Genomic DNA, 20,092 nt, shown 5'->3' on the forward strand with positions numbered 1-20,092 from the left:
AACAGGAGAATTCCCTATGCTTTCTCCTCATTGATACATAAAAAAAGAGTCGAAGGACGATTGAATAAAATCATTTTCCTTTCGACTCTCCATTTATATTAAAGCGACAACTCAGCTTCTAAGCCATAGTGATCACTGACATGGGGTTTGTTTTGACCATCAAAAATGACATGTAGACACTGGATGTCCCATTCTGGACTTGCAAAGATGTAATCGATTCGCAATGGAACTTGATTATCCGTCCAGCCATCGATTCCAGGACCTACAGTATAAGTCCCCTTTGTTTCTTTGGCTTCAATAAAGCTGTCTTGAAGCTTAAGGGAACTGGATAGAATCGTCTCATACCCTTCTTGACCAGCAGGATTATTGAAATCACCAGCTAGAATAAAGGGTTTGCCTACTTGACTGAAGTAGTTCTCAATGCGTGGCCACTCAAATTGGAAACCTTTGTCCCACCAAGAAAGATGGACACTAGCAACAGCAATCTCTTTTCCATCAACACTCGTATGGGCAACGGCCACCCGACGGGTATGGTAGTCCGTTGGATCATCCATATTGGATACCAAAATCTCATCCGCCTTCAATGGTTGACGCGAAAGAACGGCCACCCCCTCATTAAGGTGATCATAGCCGATATGGTTGTAGGCCCAAGTCCAATAATAGTGAAGTCCTTGAGCAGCCAACTCTTCTACCAATACGCGAACAAAATGATCCTTGTGAATCGCTACAGCAGAAGGCAAGGCTTGATAAAACTCATCTGTTTCGACTGCTTCTGATGACATTTCTTGATTGACCTCTTGGAAACAGATCACATCATATTTTGCTTCTAAAATTTGCTCCTTGAGGGTTTCAAATTTTTGCTGGACATTCTCTTCCATCCAGCTATGGGAATTTAATGTTAAAAATTTCATCCCCTGATTTCTCCTTCTTTCTAAATCAAGAAACGGCAAGAGGTCGGGGACACTGCCCCAACCTCTTTTTGCCGTCGTCTCTTATAATTCTACTGTTGCAACTGGCGCATTTGCTGCCAATTTACCAGTATGTTCGACGTTAACTGATTTAATCGCATCTGCATTTGTGAAGACAACAATTGTTGATGTTTCACGCCCTGCCTCACGAATTGCATCAAGGTCTGCTTCTACTAAGAGGTCTCCAGCAGCTACTGTTTGACCTTCAGTAACTTTAACTTCGAATGGTTTTCCTTCAAGACTAACTGTATCTAGACCGATATGAACCAAGACTTCCAAACCATTATCTGTTACCAAACCAAGGGCATGTTTGGTTGGGAAGACGCTTGTAACTTTACCAGCAACTGGTGAAACAATACGTCCATTATCAGGCTCAACTGCAAATCCGTCTCCCATCATTTTTTGAGAGAAAACTGGGTCTTTCACATCTTCAATATTGATCACTTGACCATCTGCAACTGAGTGCACTTCCTCTGTCACACCTTTAAATGAGGCCTCAGCCTTTTGAACTGCTGTCATTTGGCTAGGAAGTGATTCAGGAATAACTTCTCCTGAATCAAGTACGTCTTGGATATCAGATTTCAAAACGTCAGCTTTTGGTCCATAGATAGCTTGAACTCCTTGTCCTTTCATGACAAGACCCATTGCGCCTTCAGCTTTCCATTGTTCTTCCGTTCCGACTTTTTCAGCATCCTTAACGGTTACACGAAGACGAGTCATACATGCATCAACATCTACGATATTGGCACGTCCACCAAGAAGGTTGATAATGTTGATCACTTGTGAGCTTGCAGAACTTGTAGTAGCACCAGTCGCTTTGTTATCTCCTGAAGCTGCATCATCATTTTGTTCGTAGTTGCCGTTACGTCCTGGTGTCGCATAATTGAATTTTTTAATCATGAAGTTGGCAATGAGGTACATGATAAAGGCGAAGAGAACTGTTACCCATACAAAGTTAAAGACATCTAGTGCCAAACCAGCATTGATGGCCATTGGAGTACGTGTCAAGAATTCGATTGAACCGAATGAGTGAACACGAAGGTGAACCAAGTCAGCCATTGCAAAGGCAGCACCTTGAACAAAGGCGTAGATCAAGTACAATGGTGTTGCAATGAACATGAACATGTATTCAATTGGTTCTGTAACACCTGTCAAGAAGGTTGCAAGAGCAGTTGCAACAAGCATCCCTTTGTATTTTTCTTTTTTATCTGGGTCCACATTGCGGTAGATAGCCACCACAACCCCCATCAAGATACCAAATGATCCGATCATTTGACCAACTTTGAAACGAGCTGGTACGTATGCTTGAAGCAAGTGTTGATACTGACTAGGATCTGCTTTCTTCAAGTTAACAAGGTCTGTTACCCAAGCCAACCAAAGTGGATCTTGTCCAAATACTGTTGTTCCTTTGGCAGCACCTGTAAGTACTTGGTAGCTACCACCCAATTGAGTATAGTTGATTGGAATAGTCAACATGTGGTGAAGACCAAACGGCAAGAGAAGACGTTCCAAGGTACCGAACAAGAATGGTGCCAATACTGGAGCAGTGGATTGGGAGTTAGCGATCCAAACACCAAATCCATTAATTCCTGATTGAACTACTGGCCACAAGGCTGCCAAAACCAAGGCTGCAAGAGCTGAACGGACGATAACAACGAATGGTACAAAGCGTTTCCCATTGAAGAAAGAAAGGGCTTCTGGGAGTTTACGGTAGTTGTAGTATTTATTGAAGGCTGTTGCTCCAACAAAACCTGAGATAATCCCTACAAATACCCCCATATTCAGAGCTGGTGCTTCAAGAACACTGATAAAGTAGTCCGCAACTTTAATCGATCCACCTAAGATCGTGTGAACGGTAGCATCCTTATCAGCCAACATTGCAGATGTCACTCCAAAAACTGCACCTGTAATACGGTTAATCAAGATGAAAGAGAGACCAGCCGCAAAGGCGCCCCCAGCACGCTCTTTGGCCCAGCTACCACCGATAGCGAGCGCAAACAGGATGTGAAGGTTACCGATAACCCCCCAACCGATTTGTTCGAGAATCCCACCTGTAATAACAAGTGGAGATAAATTCGGGTTAATCATAGGAATTGATTTCCCGATTGAAATCATCAACCCAGCAGCTGGCATAACAGCGATAACGACCATCAAGGCCTTACCGAACTTTTGCCAGAATTCAAAGCTAAATAAACTTTTGAATGATCCTTTATTCATCATTCAACCTCCTTATATTGTTTAAGGCTTTTGTTTTTAAGAAAACGTTTGCGCTTAATTTGTTTCTAGTATACCACATTTTTAAAAAATGTAAAGCCTTTCATCGAATTTTTCTAAAAAAATTTCTTTTTTTTGAACTTTTCCTCTGATATTCCGTTCTAGTTTTTTAAAAATCCTCATATTTCCAACGCAAACGATTTCTTTAAAACTAAAAAACATTCGAATCCTTAAAGGATTCGAATGTTTCATTCTAACTCGTCTTGCATGGCATAGCCAATCCCACGAACGGTCTTAATATAGCTTTTTTGACCGGGTAGATCAATTTTCCCACGGAGATAACGGATATAGACGTCCACAATATTAGTCTCACCTGTACTCTCGTACTTCCAGACACTTTCCAACAACTGATCTCGTGTCACCACCCCTTTGCTTCCCATCAGAGTCGCTAAGAGATCATACTCTCTGCGGGTTAAACTAATCATATCTTTCCCACGATAGACGGTATGGTGTTCCACGTCAATGCGCAAATTACGGTATGACGTTGGGATTTTCATCTGGCTACAATGTTGGTCAATATAATCACGCCCTCTAAAAATGGCTGTGATCTTATCTACCAAATCGCTAATAATAAAGGGTTTGACCATATAGGAAACGGCAAAGCGCTGAATACTCTCTTTGTGCTCAGCAATTTTTTCGCGGCTATCCAAAACAATCAAAACAGAAGCTGGGCGAATCCGACTGATTTCCTCTGCGAATGTTTCACCAGACATATCTGACAAATCGTAATTAAACAAGATCAGATCATATTTGGTCGCAGCAATCAAGGCCAGACCCGCTTTTCCATCCTCGACCACATCAACTTGATACCCTTCTTTTTGAAGTTCCAAATCAATGAAGCGAGCGATTTGCTTCTCATTTTCTACTAGTAGAACTCGTTTGACCATAGAGCAAGATTATTTTTCGTCGTACCAAGAATAGTGGAAGGTACCTTCTTTGTCTTTACGTTGGTATGTGTGAGCACCAAAGTAGTCACGTTGTGCTTGGATCAAGTTCGCTGGAAGATCCGCTGAACGGTAGCTATCGAAGTAAGTGATGGCTGCTGAGAAGGTTGGTACAGGTACACCTGCTTGAACAGCAAGAGCTACAATGTCACGAACTGATTGTTGGTACTTAGCAGTGACATCCAAGAAGTACTCATCCAATAGAAGGTTAGCAAGATCTGCATCGCGGTTGTAAGCATCAGTGATCTTTTGCAAGAAACGAGAACGGATGATACATCCATCGCGCCAGATAGATGCGATGTCCGCAAATGGCAAGTTCCAGTTGTTTTCTTTAGAAGCAACGCGCAATTGTGCAAAACCTTGTGCGTAAGAGATGATTTTTGAGAAGTAAAGGGCTTGACGAATCTTTTCGATCAACTCAGCCTTGTCTCCTTCAAATTTGAATGCAGCTGGTTTTGGAAGAACCTTGCTAGCGTGTACACGTTCTTCTTTGTAGGCAGAGATGTAACGAGCAAATACTGACTCAGTGATCAGTGACAATGGTACACCAAGGTCAAGCGCTGATTGGCTAGTCCATTTACCAGTTCCTTTGTTTCCTGCAGCGTCCAAGATGTAGTCTACGATTGGTCCATCTTGACATTCATCGTCTTTGCGTTTCAAGATATCAGCTGTGATTTCAATCAAGTAGCTGTCCAATTCACCCTTGTTCCATTCAGTGAAGATTTCAGCCATGTCTTCTGCAGAAAGTCCAAGCAAGTGTTGCATGAGGTCATAGCTTTCTGCGATCAATTGCATATCACCGTACTCGATCCCGTTGTGGACCATTTTCACGTAGTGACCAGCTCCATCAGGACCGATGTATGTCACACATGGTTTTCCATCTTCAGGCGCTTTTGCAGAGATTTCTTCAAGAACGTCAGCTACCAGGTCATATGCTTCTTTTTGTCCACCAGGCATGATAGAAGGACCTTCAAGGGCACCTTTTTCACCACCAGATACACCTGTACCGATAAAGTTAATCCCTGAGTTCGCCAACTCTTCGTTACGACGGATGGTATCTTTATAGAAAGTGTTTCCTCCGTCGATCAAGATGTCACCTTTATCCAAGTGTGGAAGAAGGGCTTGGATAGTTGCGTCTGTACCAGGTCCTGCTTGAACCATGAGCATGATACGACGTGGTTTTTCGATTGAGTTTACGAAGCTTTCGATATCATAGCTTGGCACAAAGTTTTTATCAGGATGGCAAGCAATTACATCTTCTGTTTTTTCTTTACTACGGTTATAAATGGCAACTGTGTAGCCACGAGATTCGATATTAAGGGCAAGGTTACGACCCATTACGGCCATACCAACAACACCAAAGTTTGCTTTAGTCATGTGACACTCCTCTTTATAGTTTGCCTTTATTCTACCATTTTTCCTCTTCAAAAGAAAGCAGAAAATAGCTTCTCGCCTTCTCCAAGAGGGAGAAGATCATGCAAATCATTTGATCTTAAAAACAAAAGTGCCCGAGAAACAGTTCTCAGACACTTCTTGATGAATGGCATTAATCTTCTTTAGAAGCTAACTCCTCCGCTTCAATGACCGGTTGTTCTCCTTCTTTGAGTTTGTTGACCGTCATATTGACCCCAAGAGCTCCTGCTAGCAATTGACGAATATCAAATCCAGCTCCTTGAGAGACTTGGTCGATACTTTGCATAATATCGCCCACCATCTTAGAAGCATTGCCTTCGCCATACATCGTGATCTTATCCACCTTGGTTAATGGTTCAGCGACAGCACGAGCAATTTCAGGTAACTTATCAACGACCATTTCAGTAATGGCTGCTTCTTGCATTTTCTTCATCGCTTCGGCCTTTTGGTCCAAACCTTTGGCTTCGGCTTCCAATTTCAAACGAATTGCCTCTGCCTCTGCACGACCTTTGGCTTCAATCGCTTCGGCCTCTTGCAATTGGGCAAATTTCTCAGCTTCGGCTTGAGCTTTCCGAGCTTCGGCTTCTTTTTGTGTTTCGAAGAGTTCTGCTTCTGCCTTGCGTTGGCGTTCGATCAATTCTGCTTCTGCAGCTTGTTGACGCGCATATTTTTCAGCTTCGGCTTGTTTGCGGATGTTGGCATCCAATTCTTGCTCACGGACCTTAACTTCGCGCTCTTTGACTTCCGCTTCTTTTTCTTGTTTCATGATATTGGCTTCAGCTGCCACGCGCTCTTGTTCACGACGTTGCACTTCTGCCTCAATCCCTTTAGCAGCATCTGCCTTGGCTTGGGCAATATCTGCTTCTTGCTTGAGGGCTGCTTGTTTGAGTTTTAATTCGTTTTGTTTTTGCGCAATTTCAAGATCGGCAGCGACGCGTTTGTCGTTGGCCAATTTATCTTGTTCTGCTTCGACTTCCTTGCGTTCGCGTTCTGCTTTGGCTTTGGCAATCAAGGCATCTTTCTTAATGGTTTCAACATTTTCAATCCCGAGGTTGTCGATGACTCCCCCTTCATCAGAGAAGGATTGAACCGTAAAGGCGATGACTTCTAGTCCCATTTTGGCCAAGTCTGGTGCTACGTTGTCCTGCACTTTTGAGGCAAACTCTTGACGGTCATTGACCATCTTACGGAGCTCCATCTGACCGATCACTTCCCGCAAGTTTCCTTCCAAGACATCTTGGACAGAATTGGAAATATCTGTCGTATTCCAGTTCAAGAAGTTCTCTGCAGCCCGTGCAATCATCTCATCGGTTGTACCGATTTTTAATTTAACAGCTGCATCGGCACGGACGTTAATGAAGTCCAGTGTTGGGACTGCTTCAGATGTCCGAACATCTGTCGAGAATTGCTCAATATCAAGATAAGAGCGTTGTTCGACAAAGGGAATCATAAAACCAGCTTTCCCGCGTAAGTGGCGTTGCTTCCGAAGACCTGTAATGACCACGACTTCGTTGGGTTTTGCATTCACATAGCCTTTAACAAGCAAGATCAAAATAATAACCGCGGCTATTAGGCTAGTTATCAACCAACCTGGAATAAATAAAGTATCCATACTTTTTCTCCTTTTTTAGAGGTCTCCCCTCTGTTGTTTATAAATCCTAGTATATCAAAAGAAGTCTTTTCCTCAAAGAAAAGACCTCTATTTTTGGTTTAAATGTTATAAAATCAACACATAGGTTAATTTTTGTCAAATAAACCTTGTAGTCCTGCAAAAGGACTGTTTTCTTCTTTCTTGATCGCTTGAGCGGCTTGGTATTCTTCTTCGGATAGGATTTTCCAATCATTGCCTTCGATAAAACCTTCTCCAGCCTCCTCTTCTGGAGTGAGAACCTTGAGAGGAATATTGAGCAGAATATTATCCGCTACACTCTCACTCAGGTCAATCTTCCCACCTTCGATTGGAAGGATCAAGTCTTCCTCTAGGGCCTCGATATCTGCGTCAGACTGTACATCCTCCGCAAACACCTCTGTTACAGGATAGCTCTCTTGAAGCTCAACAGGCTCCATACTTCGGCTAGATGCCAAAACGATGGTGTAGCTCAACTGATAATCCAAGATAAAGAGGCCTGTATCATAGGCTACTCGTCCTGTCGCTGTCACATTCTTTAAATCAAGAATTTCTGGATTACGTTTTTGCAATTCTTTGAGCAAATCCAACTCTTGATCAAAGGCTAGTCCTTCAGGATTTTTACGGATTTCTTGTGTAAATAGGTTCATTTTTTTGTCCTCAAATCTTCTAGATACTACTAGTATATCATGAAGCTGCCCCACAACCAAGAAGTCTCCTCAAAAATTTGTTATAATCATGAAAAAGATACAGATACTAGGCAAATGGGTGTTGTACACAAGGGCCCCACCATCTCTTGGACAAAAGGGGTTCACTTGCTAGGGCATTGAGCAATGTTAGATAGAGGAGAATTCATGAAAGAAATCGGAGCAGTTTTTCGGCAAATACGTGAAAGTCGCCACATCTCTTTAGAGGAGGCTACAGGGGGAGAATTTTCACGCTCTATGCTGTCGCGATTTGAAAGAGGAGAAAATGACCTAACCACGCAACGGTTTTTTCAGGCCCTTCAACAGATCAAAACAAGTCTCAGTGAGTTCTCTCATCTAGCAGGGATCGATCAGCACTCTTTTATCCCCAAATTGTTGAAAGAGCACTATGAAAACATGAGCTTGGAACACGACCAAGACTTGTACCAAAGCTACCGGCAAGCCTACCAGAAAGATCACAAAAAAGAAGACTTCTTAGCCAGCATTATTCTCAAGGCCAAAATACTTGGCTTATATCCTGAGGTAGAGTTGGCTGCTAGCCAAGAGGAACTAGATTTCCTCTATGACTACCTCTTCTCTGTCATGGTCTGGGGAAATTTTGAGTTAAGCCTATTTTCACTGACCTCTCCTCTTTTCTCTAGTCAGCTCTATCGACAATACACAGAGGAGTTGGTTCAACGGGAGGACTTTAAGCTTCTCCTAGACTCTTCTCGTCCTGCCCTTAACTCTATTTTTCTCAATGGTTTCTTTCTGGCCATTAGTTCAAATGAATTTGAAGATGCATCTTATTTTGACCAACTAATTAACGACCACTTTTACTCTGAAAACGAAGCCTACCTTCGGACGGTTTATCTCTTCGCCAAAGGAGAATTTCTCTATCGAAAGGGAGAGAAAGAAATTGGTCTTGAAAAGATGGAGCAGGCCATTCAGGTCCTATCCATTATTGATTGCAAGGACAGCACCAACTACTACAAACAAAGCATGCAAGAACTCATCAAGAAATCCTGAAAAACTCACAGATCAATTCTGTGAGTTTTCTTGTTGAAAATATGCAACTTTTTGTTTTTCTTGTTTTTGAGGTCTACAATAGGATCATCAAGCAAAGAAAGAAGGTCCCTTCCATGATGACCAAACTAAAAAGATACTTCCTTCATTTGTTTCTTAAGCATACCAGCGTCTACCTAAAAGATCAGAAACTTCTTCTCTCTGAAAAGGAGAAGTTGGACCTCTTCAAACAGATCTTTCGATCCATCAAACAAGTCCTACAAACTAATCACGTGAAGGAGGAAGGCTCATGAAACTCTTAGCTCGTAATAAAATTTTTGCCTTACTTAGTCTTTCTCGCTTTTTGAATACCCTTGGCGCTGCCATCTACAATCTGGTCTTTGTGGTCTTTGCTGCCAGTATGCCGCAACCGAGTCTGGCTGTTGGAATTGCTAATCTGATTGTATTTATTCCTAGCCTCTTTACCATTTTTGTCGGTATGAAGGCTGACCGCACGAAGAAAAAAGCTAACTGGTTGATCCGCATTGGCTATCTTCAAGCAAGCCTCTTCATCCTTATTGCTCTCATGACCAAGATTCCGGGTTACCTAGCCTTTTCGATTGTTTGTTTCTTAAACATTGTTTCAGATTGTTTGAGTGATTATCGCGGAGGCTTGCAACTCCCTATCATGAAAAAGAACATCCCCGACCAGGATTTGATGGAAGCCTATTCCTTTAATCAACTGCTTAGCATGGTCTGCTCGATTTCTGGACAGGCTCTAGGAGTTTGGCTGCTAGCCATCAGCCATCAAAATTTCGCCCTGGTCGCTTCGATCAATGCAGTGACTTTTCTCCTGTCTTCCACTTGTCTCCTGATGAGAAAAAAGCAGCTGACTCATGATCCCGTGATTGAGCCCAAAAGTAAGAATTCTTTGGTACACGAATGCCAAGAAATGTACCAGAACGCTAAAAGTATTTTTGCAGATGAGGAGGTCCACCACTTTGGTAAGTTGCTCTTCTCATTGGTTCTTATCAATGCCCTTGGGGGATCCATCTCTGGTATCTACAATCTGCAACTGCTTCACTCTCCCTTCTTTCAGTTGAGCTTTAGCCAATCCCTCTTGATACTAGAGGCAGTGACTATTTTAAGTATGGTCTGGGCTAGCCTGACACCCCATGACTATTTTTCCAAGCAATCGCTCCACCATACCCTCCTGTGGATCGCAGGTGGGCTGACCATGCTTGGGCTCACAAACATCCTGATGCACTGGGATATTCTTTCCCTTCTACTCATCACTTTCCTTGGTTATCTTGTAGCAAAAATCAACCCAAAAGTTTTCAGTCTTTTAATGAGTAAATTACCCGCTGAAAAATTAGCTTCTACCTCTAGCTTTTTGGGACTGATGGTTAGCTTTGCCATGCCACTTGGGACCGCTCTCTTTTCTAGTCTAGCTATCTGGAGCCTTCCCCTAGCGTGGGGGATCTTTGCCATCCTTGGTTTCACTACCCTCCTCTTAACTACCAAATAAAAAATCCACCGTTTGGTGGATTGAGCACGAAGACAAACTGATTATTTATACAAATCTATTAACTTCTATAATGATAAATAGTTTTTATTCTCTAGAGTTATTCAATCATCTACTGAAACTTTCTGCCGTGAGAAAAGAGCTAGAAACAAGGTTGTTTCTAGCTCTCGGGAGTTTTGGAACCTTAGGTCCAAAACTAAGTCATGGAACTTCTTCGAAGTTCGCTGACGTCCGTACTCACCTAAGGAAAGGTTCTAGATGATTGTGTCTTCAATCTGAATCCACTGTTTGGTGGATTTTTTTACATGTTTCTTAATCTTTCAACCCGCTCAGCAATGGGTGGGTGGGTATAAAAGAGCTTTTGAAATCCGGATTCTTTTTTGGGATCGTTGATAAAGAGAGCACTACTTGCACTATCGACTTCTCGTTGCATAGGCACACTGTTATCCAGTTTCAAAAGAGCATTGATCATTCCTTGAGGATTCCGTGTCAATTCGACACTTGAGGCATCCGCTAGGAACTCCCGTTGACGAGAAATGGCTAACTGAACCAAAGTCGCTGCTAATGGAGCTAATACGATGGCAATCAAGGATAGGATCAGAATAATAATTTCTAAACCACTGCCCCCTTCTCGATCATCATCCCGTCTACGGCCGCCACCCCACCACATCATCCGTCCTCCAATACTAGAGAGCATGGTGATGGCACTGGCAAGGGCAACAGCAATCGTGGAGATGCGGATATCGTAATTGCGAATATGGCTGACTTCGTGTCCGATGACTCCCTCCAATTCCTCACGGTTCATCACAGCCAGAAGACCTGTCGTTGCTGCAACAGCAGCATTTTGAGGATTGGATCCTGTCGCAAATGCATTCATGGACGGATCATCTACAATATAAACCCGAGGCATGGGGATCTGAGCTACCATAGCCATATCTTGTACAATATGGTAGAGTTGAGGGGCTTGCTCTTCCGTCACCTCACGCGCCCCATTCATCCGCATCACAACTTCGGTGGATTGAAAAATCATGCTAAAGGCATAGATTCCGCCAATAATCAAAGCCAGGATGACGCCACCAAGGGAGGAGCCTAACCAGAGGTAGCCAACGGCTGCTCCGATGAGAGCCAAGAGTATGAAAAAAGCAATAAGGAGAAGCCAGGTTCTCCTTTTATTGCTTGCAATTTGGTCAAAGAGCATATTAGTCTCCTAATCCGCTAAAGTCCACCTTTGGTACTGCTTTTTCTTCTTCAGGCACTTGAAGGAATTCGGCTTGTTTGAAGCCAAACATTCCAGCAATCACATTTGTTGGGAAAGTTTCCAATTTCACATTGTAGTTGCTTGTGACACTGTTGTACAATTGACGAGCATAAGAAATTTTATTTTCTGTGTTAGTCAATTCTTCTTGCAATTGCATGAAGTTAGTGTTAGCTTTCAAGTCTGGGTAGTTTTCGGCAACCGCAAAGATGCCTGCTACTTGACGTGAAAGAGCATCACTGGCTGCCATCGCTTCTGCCGGTGAAGTAGCTTGAGCCACTTGTTGGCGAAGTTGAGTTACTTTTGCTAGCGTATCTCCTTCGTACTTGGCATAGCCTTTAACGGTTTCGATCAAGTTTGGAATCAAGTCATTCCGACGTTTCAATTGCACATCAATTTGACTCCAAGCTTCGCGAGTTTGCATCCGGCTTTTCACCAAACCGTTGTAAACTCCTACTACAATCAACACAAGGACCACAATGATCCCAAGAATAATCCAAATCATTTTATTGAATTCCTTTCATTTCTTTCTACCAGTATATCAAATTTCCCTTATTTTGTGGTAAAATAATAGCATGAAACCAGAAGAATTTTATGCCCGTTTAGCCGATCTCGGCTTCCCATTAACTGATCGTCAAAAAGAGCAATACGAACGGTATTTTGAGCTCCTCGTTGAATGGAATGAAAAGATTAATCTCACTGCCATCACCGAAAAAGACGAAGTCTATCTCAAGCATTTTTATGACTCTATCGCACCCATTTTACAGGGCTTGATCGAAAACCAACCCATCCGTCTCTTGGATATCGGAGCTGGCGCCGGCTTTCCGAGTCTGCCAATGAAGATTCTTTTCCCTGAGCTGGATGTGACCATCATTGATTCTCTTAATAAGCGGATCAATTTTCTCCACTTGCTGACTGACGAGTTAGGTTTGAGCGGAGTTCATTTCTACCATGGACGTGCTGAGGACTTTGCGCAAGACAAGGCCTTTCGTGCCCAATTTGATATCGTAACTGCCCGCGCTGTCGCCCGCATGCAGGTCCTCTCTGAACTGACCATCCCTTATCTGAAAGTAGGAGGACGGCTCCTCGCTCTCAAGGCCAGCAATGCTCCAGAAGAGTTGGAAGAAGCCAAAAATGCCCTCAACCTGCTCTTTAGCAAGGTTGAAGACAATCTACAGTATGAATTGCCAAACGGGGATCCACGCTATATCACTCTTGTAGAAAAGAAAAAAGAAACCCCCAATAAATATCCAAGAAAAGCAGGCATGCCAAATAAGCGCCCATTGTAGTAAGATACAAAGGGCTAAGCGGATAACGTCAAATAAGAGGCTGGGACAAAAGTCCTAGCCTCTCAATTATTTTTGGATTGTCAAGCAAGACGCAGTGGTTGAGTGGGCTCTACTACGCTGATTTCATCAGCTTTTACAGCCCTACTCAACTGTGCGGAGGTGGGACGACGAAATCGAATTCTAACGAATTACCGATTTCTGTCCCACTCTCTTTTTTATTTTTGTTTCAATTCTGTTCGTAGGGCTTCTTGCTGCTCTTTTGTCAGATGAACGCCCTTACTTGTAACAATCTGGCTAGAGACTTTGTTGGCAAATCTTAAGGCTTGCGTCACATCTAAGCCTTCTAAACGAGCGGATATGAAGGCTCCCACATGGCTATCTCCAGCACCTACTGTATCGACAACTTCTGTTGGAAAACCGTCTGCCTCATACCAGTTGCCATCATAGGCAACCGCTCCGTTTTCACCCAAGGTGACAATGACTAATTGTCCCGTTCTCTGGTACAAGTGTTCGATGGCTGGCTGGATCTCTCTACACCCTGAAAAAGCCAGTGCTTCAGCCTCATTAACATGGAGAATCGGATGTAGATCATAAATTGCTTCCAGTCGATCCTTTGGAATCAAGAGTCCGCGTGGCCCTGGTGCGAAAATCACCTGGCCTTGTAGTTGCGAAACAGACTGGACCAATGCAAGACCGGTTGGCTCCTCGACTTCAAGGCCACACAAGTAGATGTAATCAAACGGATCTGTCTCGATCTCTTTTAGCCACTCTGCTTGGAAGCTATACTCCACTCCGTGGTCCGATAAGAAGGTCCTCTCACCATCAGACTCTACAAAGCAGTAACAGCAACCATTGGCCCCTTCTAATGAGATGCTAGAGGAAATCCCTAATTGTTTCAGCTCTCTCTGAATAAAATCACCATACATCCCAGAACCGACTGGCGAGACAAACTGGTAGGGTTGCGACAAAAAATGAAGGATATTAACGACATTAAAGGCACAACCTCCCACAGACCATTGCTGGTGATCAATATGGGCATCTCCTTCACGACTCGGCAAACGATCCAAGTAAATCATCACATCACAAACTGTAGAACCAATAATTAAGGCAGCTGTCATCTTTTTCTCCTTACTTTGCCTTCTATTATACCAGAGGAAAGATAAAAAACAACCAACTCCTTGTGGAGTGGTTGCTTCTCTTCTTAATCACGATAAACGGGTTGAGGACCAAAGGTTTGGGAAACCGGCATGATTTCAATTCTGTTGACATTGACATGCTTGGGCTGTTGGATCAACCAAGCTACGGTGTTGGCAATGTCTTCAGGCTGAATGGCATGGGCATCTCGATAGAGGGCTTCTACCCGTTTTTCATCTCCTTTAAAGCGAACAGAAGAGAACTCTGTCCCTTCGCAAAGACCGGGTTCAATATTGCTGACACGAATCTTCTTGCCAGCTAGATCCGCCCGAAGATTGAGGGAGAATTGCTTGACAAAAGCCTTGGATGCTCCGTAAACATTGGCCCCTGGATAAGGCACAGTTCCTGCTGTAGAGCCCAAATTGATAATATAGCCATCATTTCGTTCCACCATCTGGGGCAAGATTTTCCTTGTCAGATAGGTCAAGCCGACAATATTGGTCTGAATCATGGTCAGCCAGTCTGCGACCTCTGCTTCATAAGCTGGGGCGAGTCCTAGGGCCAAGCCAGCATTATTGACCAAAACATCCACTCTCTCCCAAGCTTTTGGCAAACTGGCAAGTGCATGATCTACCTGAGAAAGATCCGTCACATCCATTTGCAGGGGATAAAAGGCTTCTCCCAACTCTTCTTGAAGGGCCTGTAATTTATCGATGCGTCTAGCTGATCCGATCACACGGTATCCATCTGCTACTAAGCGACGGCAGATTGCTTGACCAAAGCCAGCTGAAGCTCCTGTTACTAAAATCGTTTCTGACATGTCATTACCTCCATGGATTGTAAAAACGTCCCTGATTGACAAAGAACCATCAGGTTCTGTCTCGACTTAGAATCTAGATGAAACAATCCTATCTTGCAAAATTACTTCTTGTATTGGAAGGAAAAATCCTTCAGTTCAATCATTGCTTCTTTCATTTAGTTTGCCTTTTCCCAAAAGAGCGCAAATTGGATGGCTAACTCCGCGATTCGATCCTTGCTATCTAAATCCTCATGACTAGATAAGGTTCGGATATCCCATTTTTCTTCCGAGAGGTGGTCTGCTGCGTAGAAGAAATGGCAGAGTTCAAAGCCCCTATAAGCTGCTAAGGCGGCCACTGCCGAACATTCCATATCCACACAGATGGCTCCCGCTTCCTTTCGTCGCTTCATCTTGTCGATGGTTTCCCGGTAGGGTGCATCTGTCGTCCACACTTTTCCTGACTGATAGGAAACCTTGTGGCTTTCCAGAAAGGCTTGGAAGAGAGGAAGGGTTTTCTTGTTTACTTCCACTTCATCACTAGCCGGAAGATAGTGGTAACTGGTCCCCTCGTCGCGAAGAGCAGCCGTTGGAATGATGATGGATGTTGCTTCGATATCTCGATCTAAAACCCCACAGGTTCCAAAGAGCACCAGTTTTTCCATCCCAAATTGAATCAGGTCCTCTATAATTCCCACACAGGAAGCAGCCCCAACGGGTGCATTAAAGGCACCAATCTGTTGGTCTCCAATAGTGATCCCATAGACCAAGACTTCAAAATTAGCCATAGAGGTTCTTGCAATGACCTCATGATCGTAATTCTCAAGGAGGCGAGCAAAAGTTACTCTTGAAAAGCAAGAGATGACTACTTTGGGAAATCCTTCAATTGGTTGGTGTAAGTCTTGTGGATTGATAATCGCCTGTCGATTGGCATCAAATTCTTCTAACAGCATTTCGTGCACCTCTTTCATTCTACTTCTAGGCCCCTATTATACCACAATTAGCCTAGTCATTGGTTTTTGATCAAAGGAAGAAGCATAAAAAAAGAACTGCTCCCAGACGTTAGATTTTTCGGATCAAATGTCTGAGGGACAGTTCACTTCGATATTGTTACTTGTTTTCCAATTGCGCTAATTCTAGCAACCGTTCTTTGGACAATTTTTTAATTTCAATTTGACTAGCATCTAGCAACTGGAATTCATCTGGCTCTAGCGCTGCCAATAGATTCTTCAGAGCAAGAGAGCCAATTGGATGGTAATTTTCTGGCTTATCCGGATCTCCATCGATCGCTACCAATAGCACCCGCCAATCAATGATACCTGCTAAGCCCACAATTTCTACATATTCTGCAGGAACATGTGGCACGCTTGGCAAGACCGTATCCGTATCTTCTGTCAAGCTATAGCTGGCTAAAAAGGCTCCTGTCTCCTCCTGTTGGTAAAAACGGACTTGACTGAAATAAGCTGCACTATATTGAATCTTCTTGATAAAGGCAGAGTAAGCTTCTAGTGGGTGGACATGGTTCAAGACTTCCTGCACTGTATCCCGATCCAAATAAACCGGATGAGCGAAGCCTTGTACTTCAAACTCTTTTAGATCTTTTTCTTTCGTCACATTACCCAGCGTTTCTAGGATGACGACTTCATAATCAAAATGGAAAATAGAATCTGGAGTATAGCTCACGCCGTCACTAGCCACAATCTCCGTTCCTAATACTTCTGCGAGGCGACTAAGCCATCGAAGGGCCAACTGCCAATCTTCTTCTATCGCAAAAGAGGGCACCTGAATCTGATAAGACTCTTCCTCATCAAAATAGCGTAACTGCAGAGGAAGACCGCTCTTTCTATACACGATACAGTTCAAGCCTTCAAAATCATTTAAGGGACGATGAAGGGTGGCAGGATCATAGTTGTAGGTCGTCAACCCTTCCACTAATTTAAGAACTTCCTGTGCTGCGAGTACTTTCTGATAGCCAAATAAGCTCTTTTTATTTTTGATTGAAAACACGATACTCATTTGTTTTCTCCTTTGTGAAATCGCTTACCTAAAGTATAGCACAATTTTCAATCAATTTCCATATAAAAACAGTCTGAGCTTTCAGACTGTTTGTTTCCATTATGCAGGTGCTCCATCAAGCGTCTCACCGATAAGAGCCAAACGCTCACTAACTTCTGCTTGTGACAAGTTGTGTTCTTCAACATAACGATTGCGAGGGTGAACCCGGCACTCATGCGAACATCCGCGAAGATACTTGTCTTCGTTTTCTTCTGAGGTCAAGATGCGACGGTTACAGAAAGGATTTCCACAGTTGACATAGCGTTCACATGGTGTTCCATCAAACCAGTCTTTTCCGACAACGCTTGGATCGACATGGTTGACGTCGACTGCAATCCGCTCGTCAAAGACGTACATCTTCCCATCCCACAGCTCTCCTTGAACTTCTGGGTCTTTCCCGTAAGTGGCGATTCCGCCATGCAATTGACCAACATCTTTGTAGCCTTCACGCACCATCCAGCCAGAGAATTTCTCACAGCGGACTCCACCTGTACAGTAGACGACAACGCGTTTGTCCATGAATTTTTCCTTGTTATCACGGACCCATTGTGGCAATTCACGGAAGTTGCGGATGTCTGGACGAATAGCCCCACGGAAGTGACCAAGATCGTACTCGTAGTCATTCCGAGTATCAAGGACAACGGTATCTTCGTCGAGAAGAGCTTCTTTAAACTCTTTTGGAGACAAGTAAGCACCTGTCGTTTCAAGAGGATTGATGTCATTATCGAAATTATCATCTTCTAAACCAAGGTGGACAATCTCTTTCTTATAACGTACAAACATCTTCTTGAAAGCTTGCTCTTCTTCCTCATCGATCTTGAACCAGAGGTCTTCCATCCCTGGAAGGCTGTGAACGTAGTCCATGTATTTTTGCGTTGTTTCGTAGTCACCAGAAACAGTTCCGTTGATCCCTTCGTCAGCGACTAGGATACGACCTTTAAGGCCGATTGATTTACAGAAGGCCAAGTGATCAGCCGCAAATTGTTCTGCGTTTTCGATGGGAACATATTTATAGTAAAGTAATACACGAATAGGTTTTGCCATGTCATTCTCTTTTCTAAGATTAAATTATCAGAATTTTTCATTCAACTATACCAGTATACTCTCCCAAGAAAACGAATGCAATTTATTTGACTGAAAAATAAAAGCCTGGGGTTCCAGACTTTTACACGACGAAAATAAGGTTCCAACTACCTACTCTTCCTTTTCCAACTGATCTAAATAGGCTTCATAGCGTTTTTTCTCTACTTTTGCAAGAAGCATCACAAGGGTATTCACTCCCCATACAATTGGAAGATTCAGTAAAAAGGTAATTGGAAGTACCAGTAAAAATTTTGAATGGAAGGGATTGGCCTGATAAACAGCTTGGTTTAATTGAAAATTTTGAGCCCAGATGAACAAGGAGAGAATAGAGGTTACTGCTACAATTCCCGTCACATTTAGATAACTATAACTAATAAATTTCACACCCAATCGTTGACAACGAACAGAGTAATACAATCCTGAGACGATGAGTAAGGCTACCACCTTGATTGGACTCAGCACCACCTTAGATGTATAAATGGATCCTACACTAAAAACAGTTAAGGCAAGGAAAAGAAAACCAGCTGTCTCAGCACCAGCCTTATTAGCTAAGCCTTCTTCTCGTTCATCTATGATTTGTTTGTTCAGCAAGTGTAATCTCATTGCTTTCTCCTTATTCTTCATCCTCTAACTCTGCCTCGATCTTCTCTTGTTTTTTCCAATTGATAAGAGCAAGTGGTTTTTCAAGCAGATCTGTCAGGATTGCAAAGACGAGAATTTCTAATAGAATTTTGACCAGATACTTGGGACTGAGCATAAAGCTCGTTACTTCTCGCTTTCCAATCACATCCATAGCTGTCACAAGCACAGCAAAGAATAGACCTGACCCAAGGCGACTCAACCAGCTATCTTTTTCTAACATATCTCGAACATCAATCCCTGAACTGATCCTTCTCACAAAGGCATAGGCTCCCATAGCAATCAGAAGGAACATCTCAGGTAGATAAGCGACTAGGTCTAAGTCCAGGATACTGGATTTCACAAAGGCAGATAGGGCAATAAAGCAGGTCATGCCAAGGACAAGTTCTCCTGCGATTTTTCCATCAAGTAGCATGGTCCGTTCATCTTTTACAATTGGTTCTTTCTTTTGTTTCATATGTTTCCTCTTTCTATATTAAAACTGTTACTTCCAGAACAGTTGATCCAGCGTCTTATCCAAGGTCTTACAAATGGCAAGGCAGAGGCTGAGGGTCGGATTGTATTTCCCTGCCTCAATCAGACCGATGGTCTGGCGCGTCACTCCAATGGCATCTGCAAGATCCCCCTGGGTCATATCATGCTCGACCCGGGCCATTTTTAATTTGAGATTTTTCGCCACAGGCTTTTCCTTTCTTGTTTTTATAGCTTTATTATACACTATATTTTCTATTTTGCAATATATATCTTACATTTTGTAAAAAATATTTTTGATAAAACAAAAAAGGCCTGGTTTCCCAGGTTTTCTTAGTTTCCTCTTCTTTTTGTTAGAAATGACTGTAGGATATATGATAGTCCCCACCCTAATCCAGCACCCAGTATAACTGTGAGGACAAACCATGTAATGGTCGCTAGATCTGGTGATACCATCACTCGATTGACATAGTCTATCGATTTACCACGATCCAGTAACGACATGCGGTAACTGGCTGGATAGAACCACATCATAAGAATGGGCCCTGTCGTCGCAAAGGCAAAAATGACAAAAGACAAAGCATTTCGTAAATTCGAGCGAAAACGACCACTTGAGGCGACCATTTCCGCAAAACTTCCGGCGATCAAGGCTGGAAAAAAGGCTCCTGCCCCGTGACGCGAAAAGAGGAAGAAGGATCCGATCACGCATCCAACTATAAAGATAGATCCAACTCCTTTTATTTTTTCTAGATAATAGCGGTAGATCGTCCCGCCAAACAGGGCTGAAAAGGCAGGAGCATAAAACATATTTCCTTGATGATCGACCAGATTTCCAACTAATACCCCCAGTCCAATCGCAAGAAAATAGAGGAAAGTGAAGGCTCCAACTTGTTTTATTTGATTCACATTTATTCTATTCATTGGATAC

Annotated in this window: 20 protein-coding genes; 3 read left to right on the forward strand and 17 right to left on the reverse strand. The window is 43.1% G+C overall.

The window, feature by feature from the left end; translation table 11 throughout:
- Positions 1 to 98 precede the first annotated feature (98 nt).
- The 6 genes from O3602_RS02410 to O3602_RS02435 all read right to left on the reverse strand — a co-directional run bounded on the left by O3602_RS02410 (position 99) and on the right by O3602_RS02435 (position 7,876).
- Positions 99 to 911 (reverse strand): endonuclease/exonuclease/phosphatase family protein, encoded by an 813-nt coding sequence (locus O3602_RS02410; protein ID WP_371611070.1) that lies wholly within the window; start codon positions 909 to 911, stop codon positions 99 to 101.
- Between the two features lie 81 nt (positions 912 to 992).
- Positions 993 to 3,188 (reverse strand): PTS transporter subunit IIBC, encoded by a 2,196-nt coding sequence (locus O3602_RS02415; protein WP_371611071.1) that lies wholly within the window; start codon positions 3,186 to 3,188, stop codon positions 993 to 995.
- 242 nt (positions 3,189 to 3,430) lie between these two features.
- On the reverse strand, positions 3,431 to 4,129 hold the full coding sequence (locus tag O3602_RS02420; RefSeq protein ID WP_003005592.1) for a response regulator transcription factor: 699 nt from the start codon (positions 4,127 to 4,129) through the stop codon (positions 3,431 to 3,433).
- A 9-nt stretch (positions 4,130 to 4,138) separates the two neighbouring features.
- Positions 4,139 to 5,563, reverse strand: a complete 1,425-nt coding sequence (gene gndA, locus O3602_RS02425; RefSeq protein ID WP_151378697.1) for an NADP-dependent phosphogluconate dehydrogenase — start codon at positions 5,561 to 5,563, stop codon at positions 4,139 to 4,141.
- 169 nt (positions 5,564 to 5,732) lie between these two features.
- Positions 5,733 to 7,211 carry a flotillin family protein gene (locus O3602_RS02430; protein WP_003013389.1) on the reverse strand — a complete coding sequence of 493 codons (1,479 nt, stop codon included), beginning with the start codon at positions 7,209 to 7,211 and terminating at the stop codon, positions 5,733 to 5,735.
- A 125-nt stretch (positions 7,212 to 7,336) separates the two neighbouring features.
- A complete protein-coding gene (locus tag O3602_RS02435; protein WP_037606951.1) occupies positions 7,337 to 7,876 on the reverse strand; it encodes a DUF177 domain-containing protein in 540 nt (179 codons plus the stop codon).
- A 204-nt stretch (positions 7,877 to 8,080) separates the two neighbouring features.
- On the opposite strand from O3602_RS02435, the gene O3602_RS02440 reads away from it, so the two are divergent.
- Complete coding sequence (locus tag O3602_RS02440) at positions 8,081 to 8,941, forward strand: transcriptional regulator (RefSeq protein ID WP_371611072.1); 861 nt, start codon at positions 8,081 to 8,083, stop codon at positions 8,939 to 8,941.
- A gap of 286 nt (positions 8,942 to 9,227) precedes the next feature.
- A complete protein-coding gene (locus tag O3602_RS02445; RefSeq protein WP_371611073.1) occupies positions 9,228 to 10,445 on the forward strand; it encodes an MFS transporter in 1,218 nt (405 codons plus the stop codon).
- A gap of 298 nt (positions 10,446 to 10,743) precedes the next feature.
- Here the strand turns inward: O3602_RS02445 and htpX are convergent, their stop codons facing one another.
- Positions 10,744 to 11,640 carry a zinc metalloprotease HtpX gene (gene htpX / locus O3602_RS02450; RefSeq protein ID WP_371611074.1) on the reverse strand — a complete coding sequence of 299 codons (897 nt, stop codon included), beginning with the start codon at positions 11,638 to 11,640 and terminating at the stop codon, positions 10,744 to 10,746.
- Position 11,641: 1 nt separating this feature from the next.
- Positions 11,642 to 12,202, reverse strand: a complete 561-nt coding sequence (locus tag O3602_RS02455; protein ID WP_233331231.1) for a LemA family protein — start codon at positions 12,200 to 12,202, stop codon at positions 11,642 to 11,644.
- Positions 12,203 to 12,272: 70 nt separating this feature from the next.
- Here O3602_RS02455 and rsmG point away from each other — a divergent pair, with 70 nt between their 5' ends.
- Positions 12,273 to 12,986, forward strand: a complete 714-nt coding sequence (gene rsmG / locus O3602_RS02460) for a 16S rRNA (guanine(527)-N(7))-methyltransferase RsmG (RefSeq protein WP_371611075.1) — start codon at positions 12,273 to 12,275, stop codon at positions 12,984 to 12,986.
- A gap of 215 nt (positions 12,987 to 13,201) precedes the next feature.
- Here rsmG and O3602_RS02465 read toward each other — a convergent pair whose 3' ends face one another.
- The 9 genes from O3602_RS02465 to O3602_RS02505 all read right to left on the reverse strand — a co-directional run bounded on the left by O3602_RS02465 (position 13,202) and on the right by O3602_RS02505 (position 20,085).
- A complete protein-coding gene (locus O3602_RS02465) occupies positions 13,202 to 14,104 on the reverse strand; it encodes a carbohydrate kinase family protein (RefSeq protein WP_371611076.1) in 903 nt (300 codons plus the stop codon).
- Positions 14,105 to 14,187: 83 nt separating this feature from the next.
- Positions 14,188 to 14,940, reverse strand: a complete 753-nt coding sequence (locus O3602_RS02470; RefSeq protein ID WP_070662613.1) for an SDR family oxidoreductase — start codon at positions 14,938 to 14,940, stop codon at positions 14,188 to 14,190.
- Positions 14,941 to 15,095: 155 nt separating this feature from the next.
- The gene (locus tag O3602_RS02475; RefSeq protein WP_003005471.1) at positions 15,096 to 15,869 is read right to left on the reverse strand and encodes a nucleoside phosphorylase; all 774 of its coding nucleotides are present in this window, start codon (positions 15,867 to 15,869) and stop codon (positions 15,096 to 15,098) included.
- Between the two features lie 157 nt (positions 15,870 to 16,026).
- Entirely contained in the window at positions 16,027 to 16,932 is a 906-nt protein-coding gene (locus tag O3602_RS02480) for a DUF4299 family protein (protein ID WP_371611077.1), read from the reverse strand.
- Positions 16,933 to 17,031: 99 nt separating this feature from the next.
- On the reverse strand, positions 17,032 to 18,015 hold the full coding sequence (locus O3602_RS02485; RefSeq protein WP_003013231.1) for a rhodanese-related sulfurtransferase: 984 nt from the start codon (positions 18,013 to 18,015) through the stop codon (positions 17,032 to 17,034).
- 150 nt (positions 18,016 to 18,165) lie between these two features.
- On the reverse strand, positions 18,166 to 18,657 hold the full coding sequence (locus O3602_RS02490) for a DUF6773 family protein (protein WP_003013314.1): 492 nt from the start codon (positions 18,655 to 18,657) through the stop codon (positions 18,166 to 18,168).
- A 10-nt stretch (positions 18,658 to 18,667) separates the two neighbouring features.
- Positions 18,668 to 19,150 (reverse strand): DUF6773 family protein, encoded by a 483-nt coding sequence (locus O3602_RS02495; RefSeq protein WP_003013379.1) that lies wholly within the window; start codon positions 19,148 to 19,150, stop codon positions 18,668 to 18,670.
- A gap of 27 nt (positions 19,151 to 19,177) precedes the next feature.
- Positions 19,178 to 19,372, reverse strand: coding sequence for a helix-turn-helix transcriptional regulator (locus O3602_RS02500; protein WP_371611078.1), 195 nt, complete (start codon positions 19,370 to 19,372; stop codon positions 19,178 to 19,180).
- A 125-nt stretch (positions 19,373 to 19,497) separates the two neighbouring features.
- Positions 19,498 to 20,085 carry an MptD family putative ECF transporter S component gene (locus O3602_RS02505; RefSeq protein ID WP_003013102.1) on the reverse strand — a complete coding sequence of 196 codons (588 nt, stop codon included), beginning with the start codon at positions 20,083 to 20,085 and terminating at the stop codon, positions 19,498 to 19,500.
- Positions 20,086 to 20,092: the final 7 nt, after the last annotated feature.

Origin of the sequence: Streptococcus sp. 27098_8_186, from assembly GCF_041432055.1 — a bacterium.
Classification (GTDB): domain Bacteria; phylum Bacillota; class Bacilli; order Lactobacillales; family Streptococcaceae; genus Streptococcus; species Streptococcus dentalis.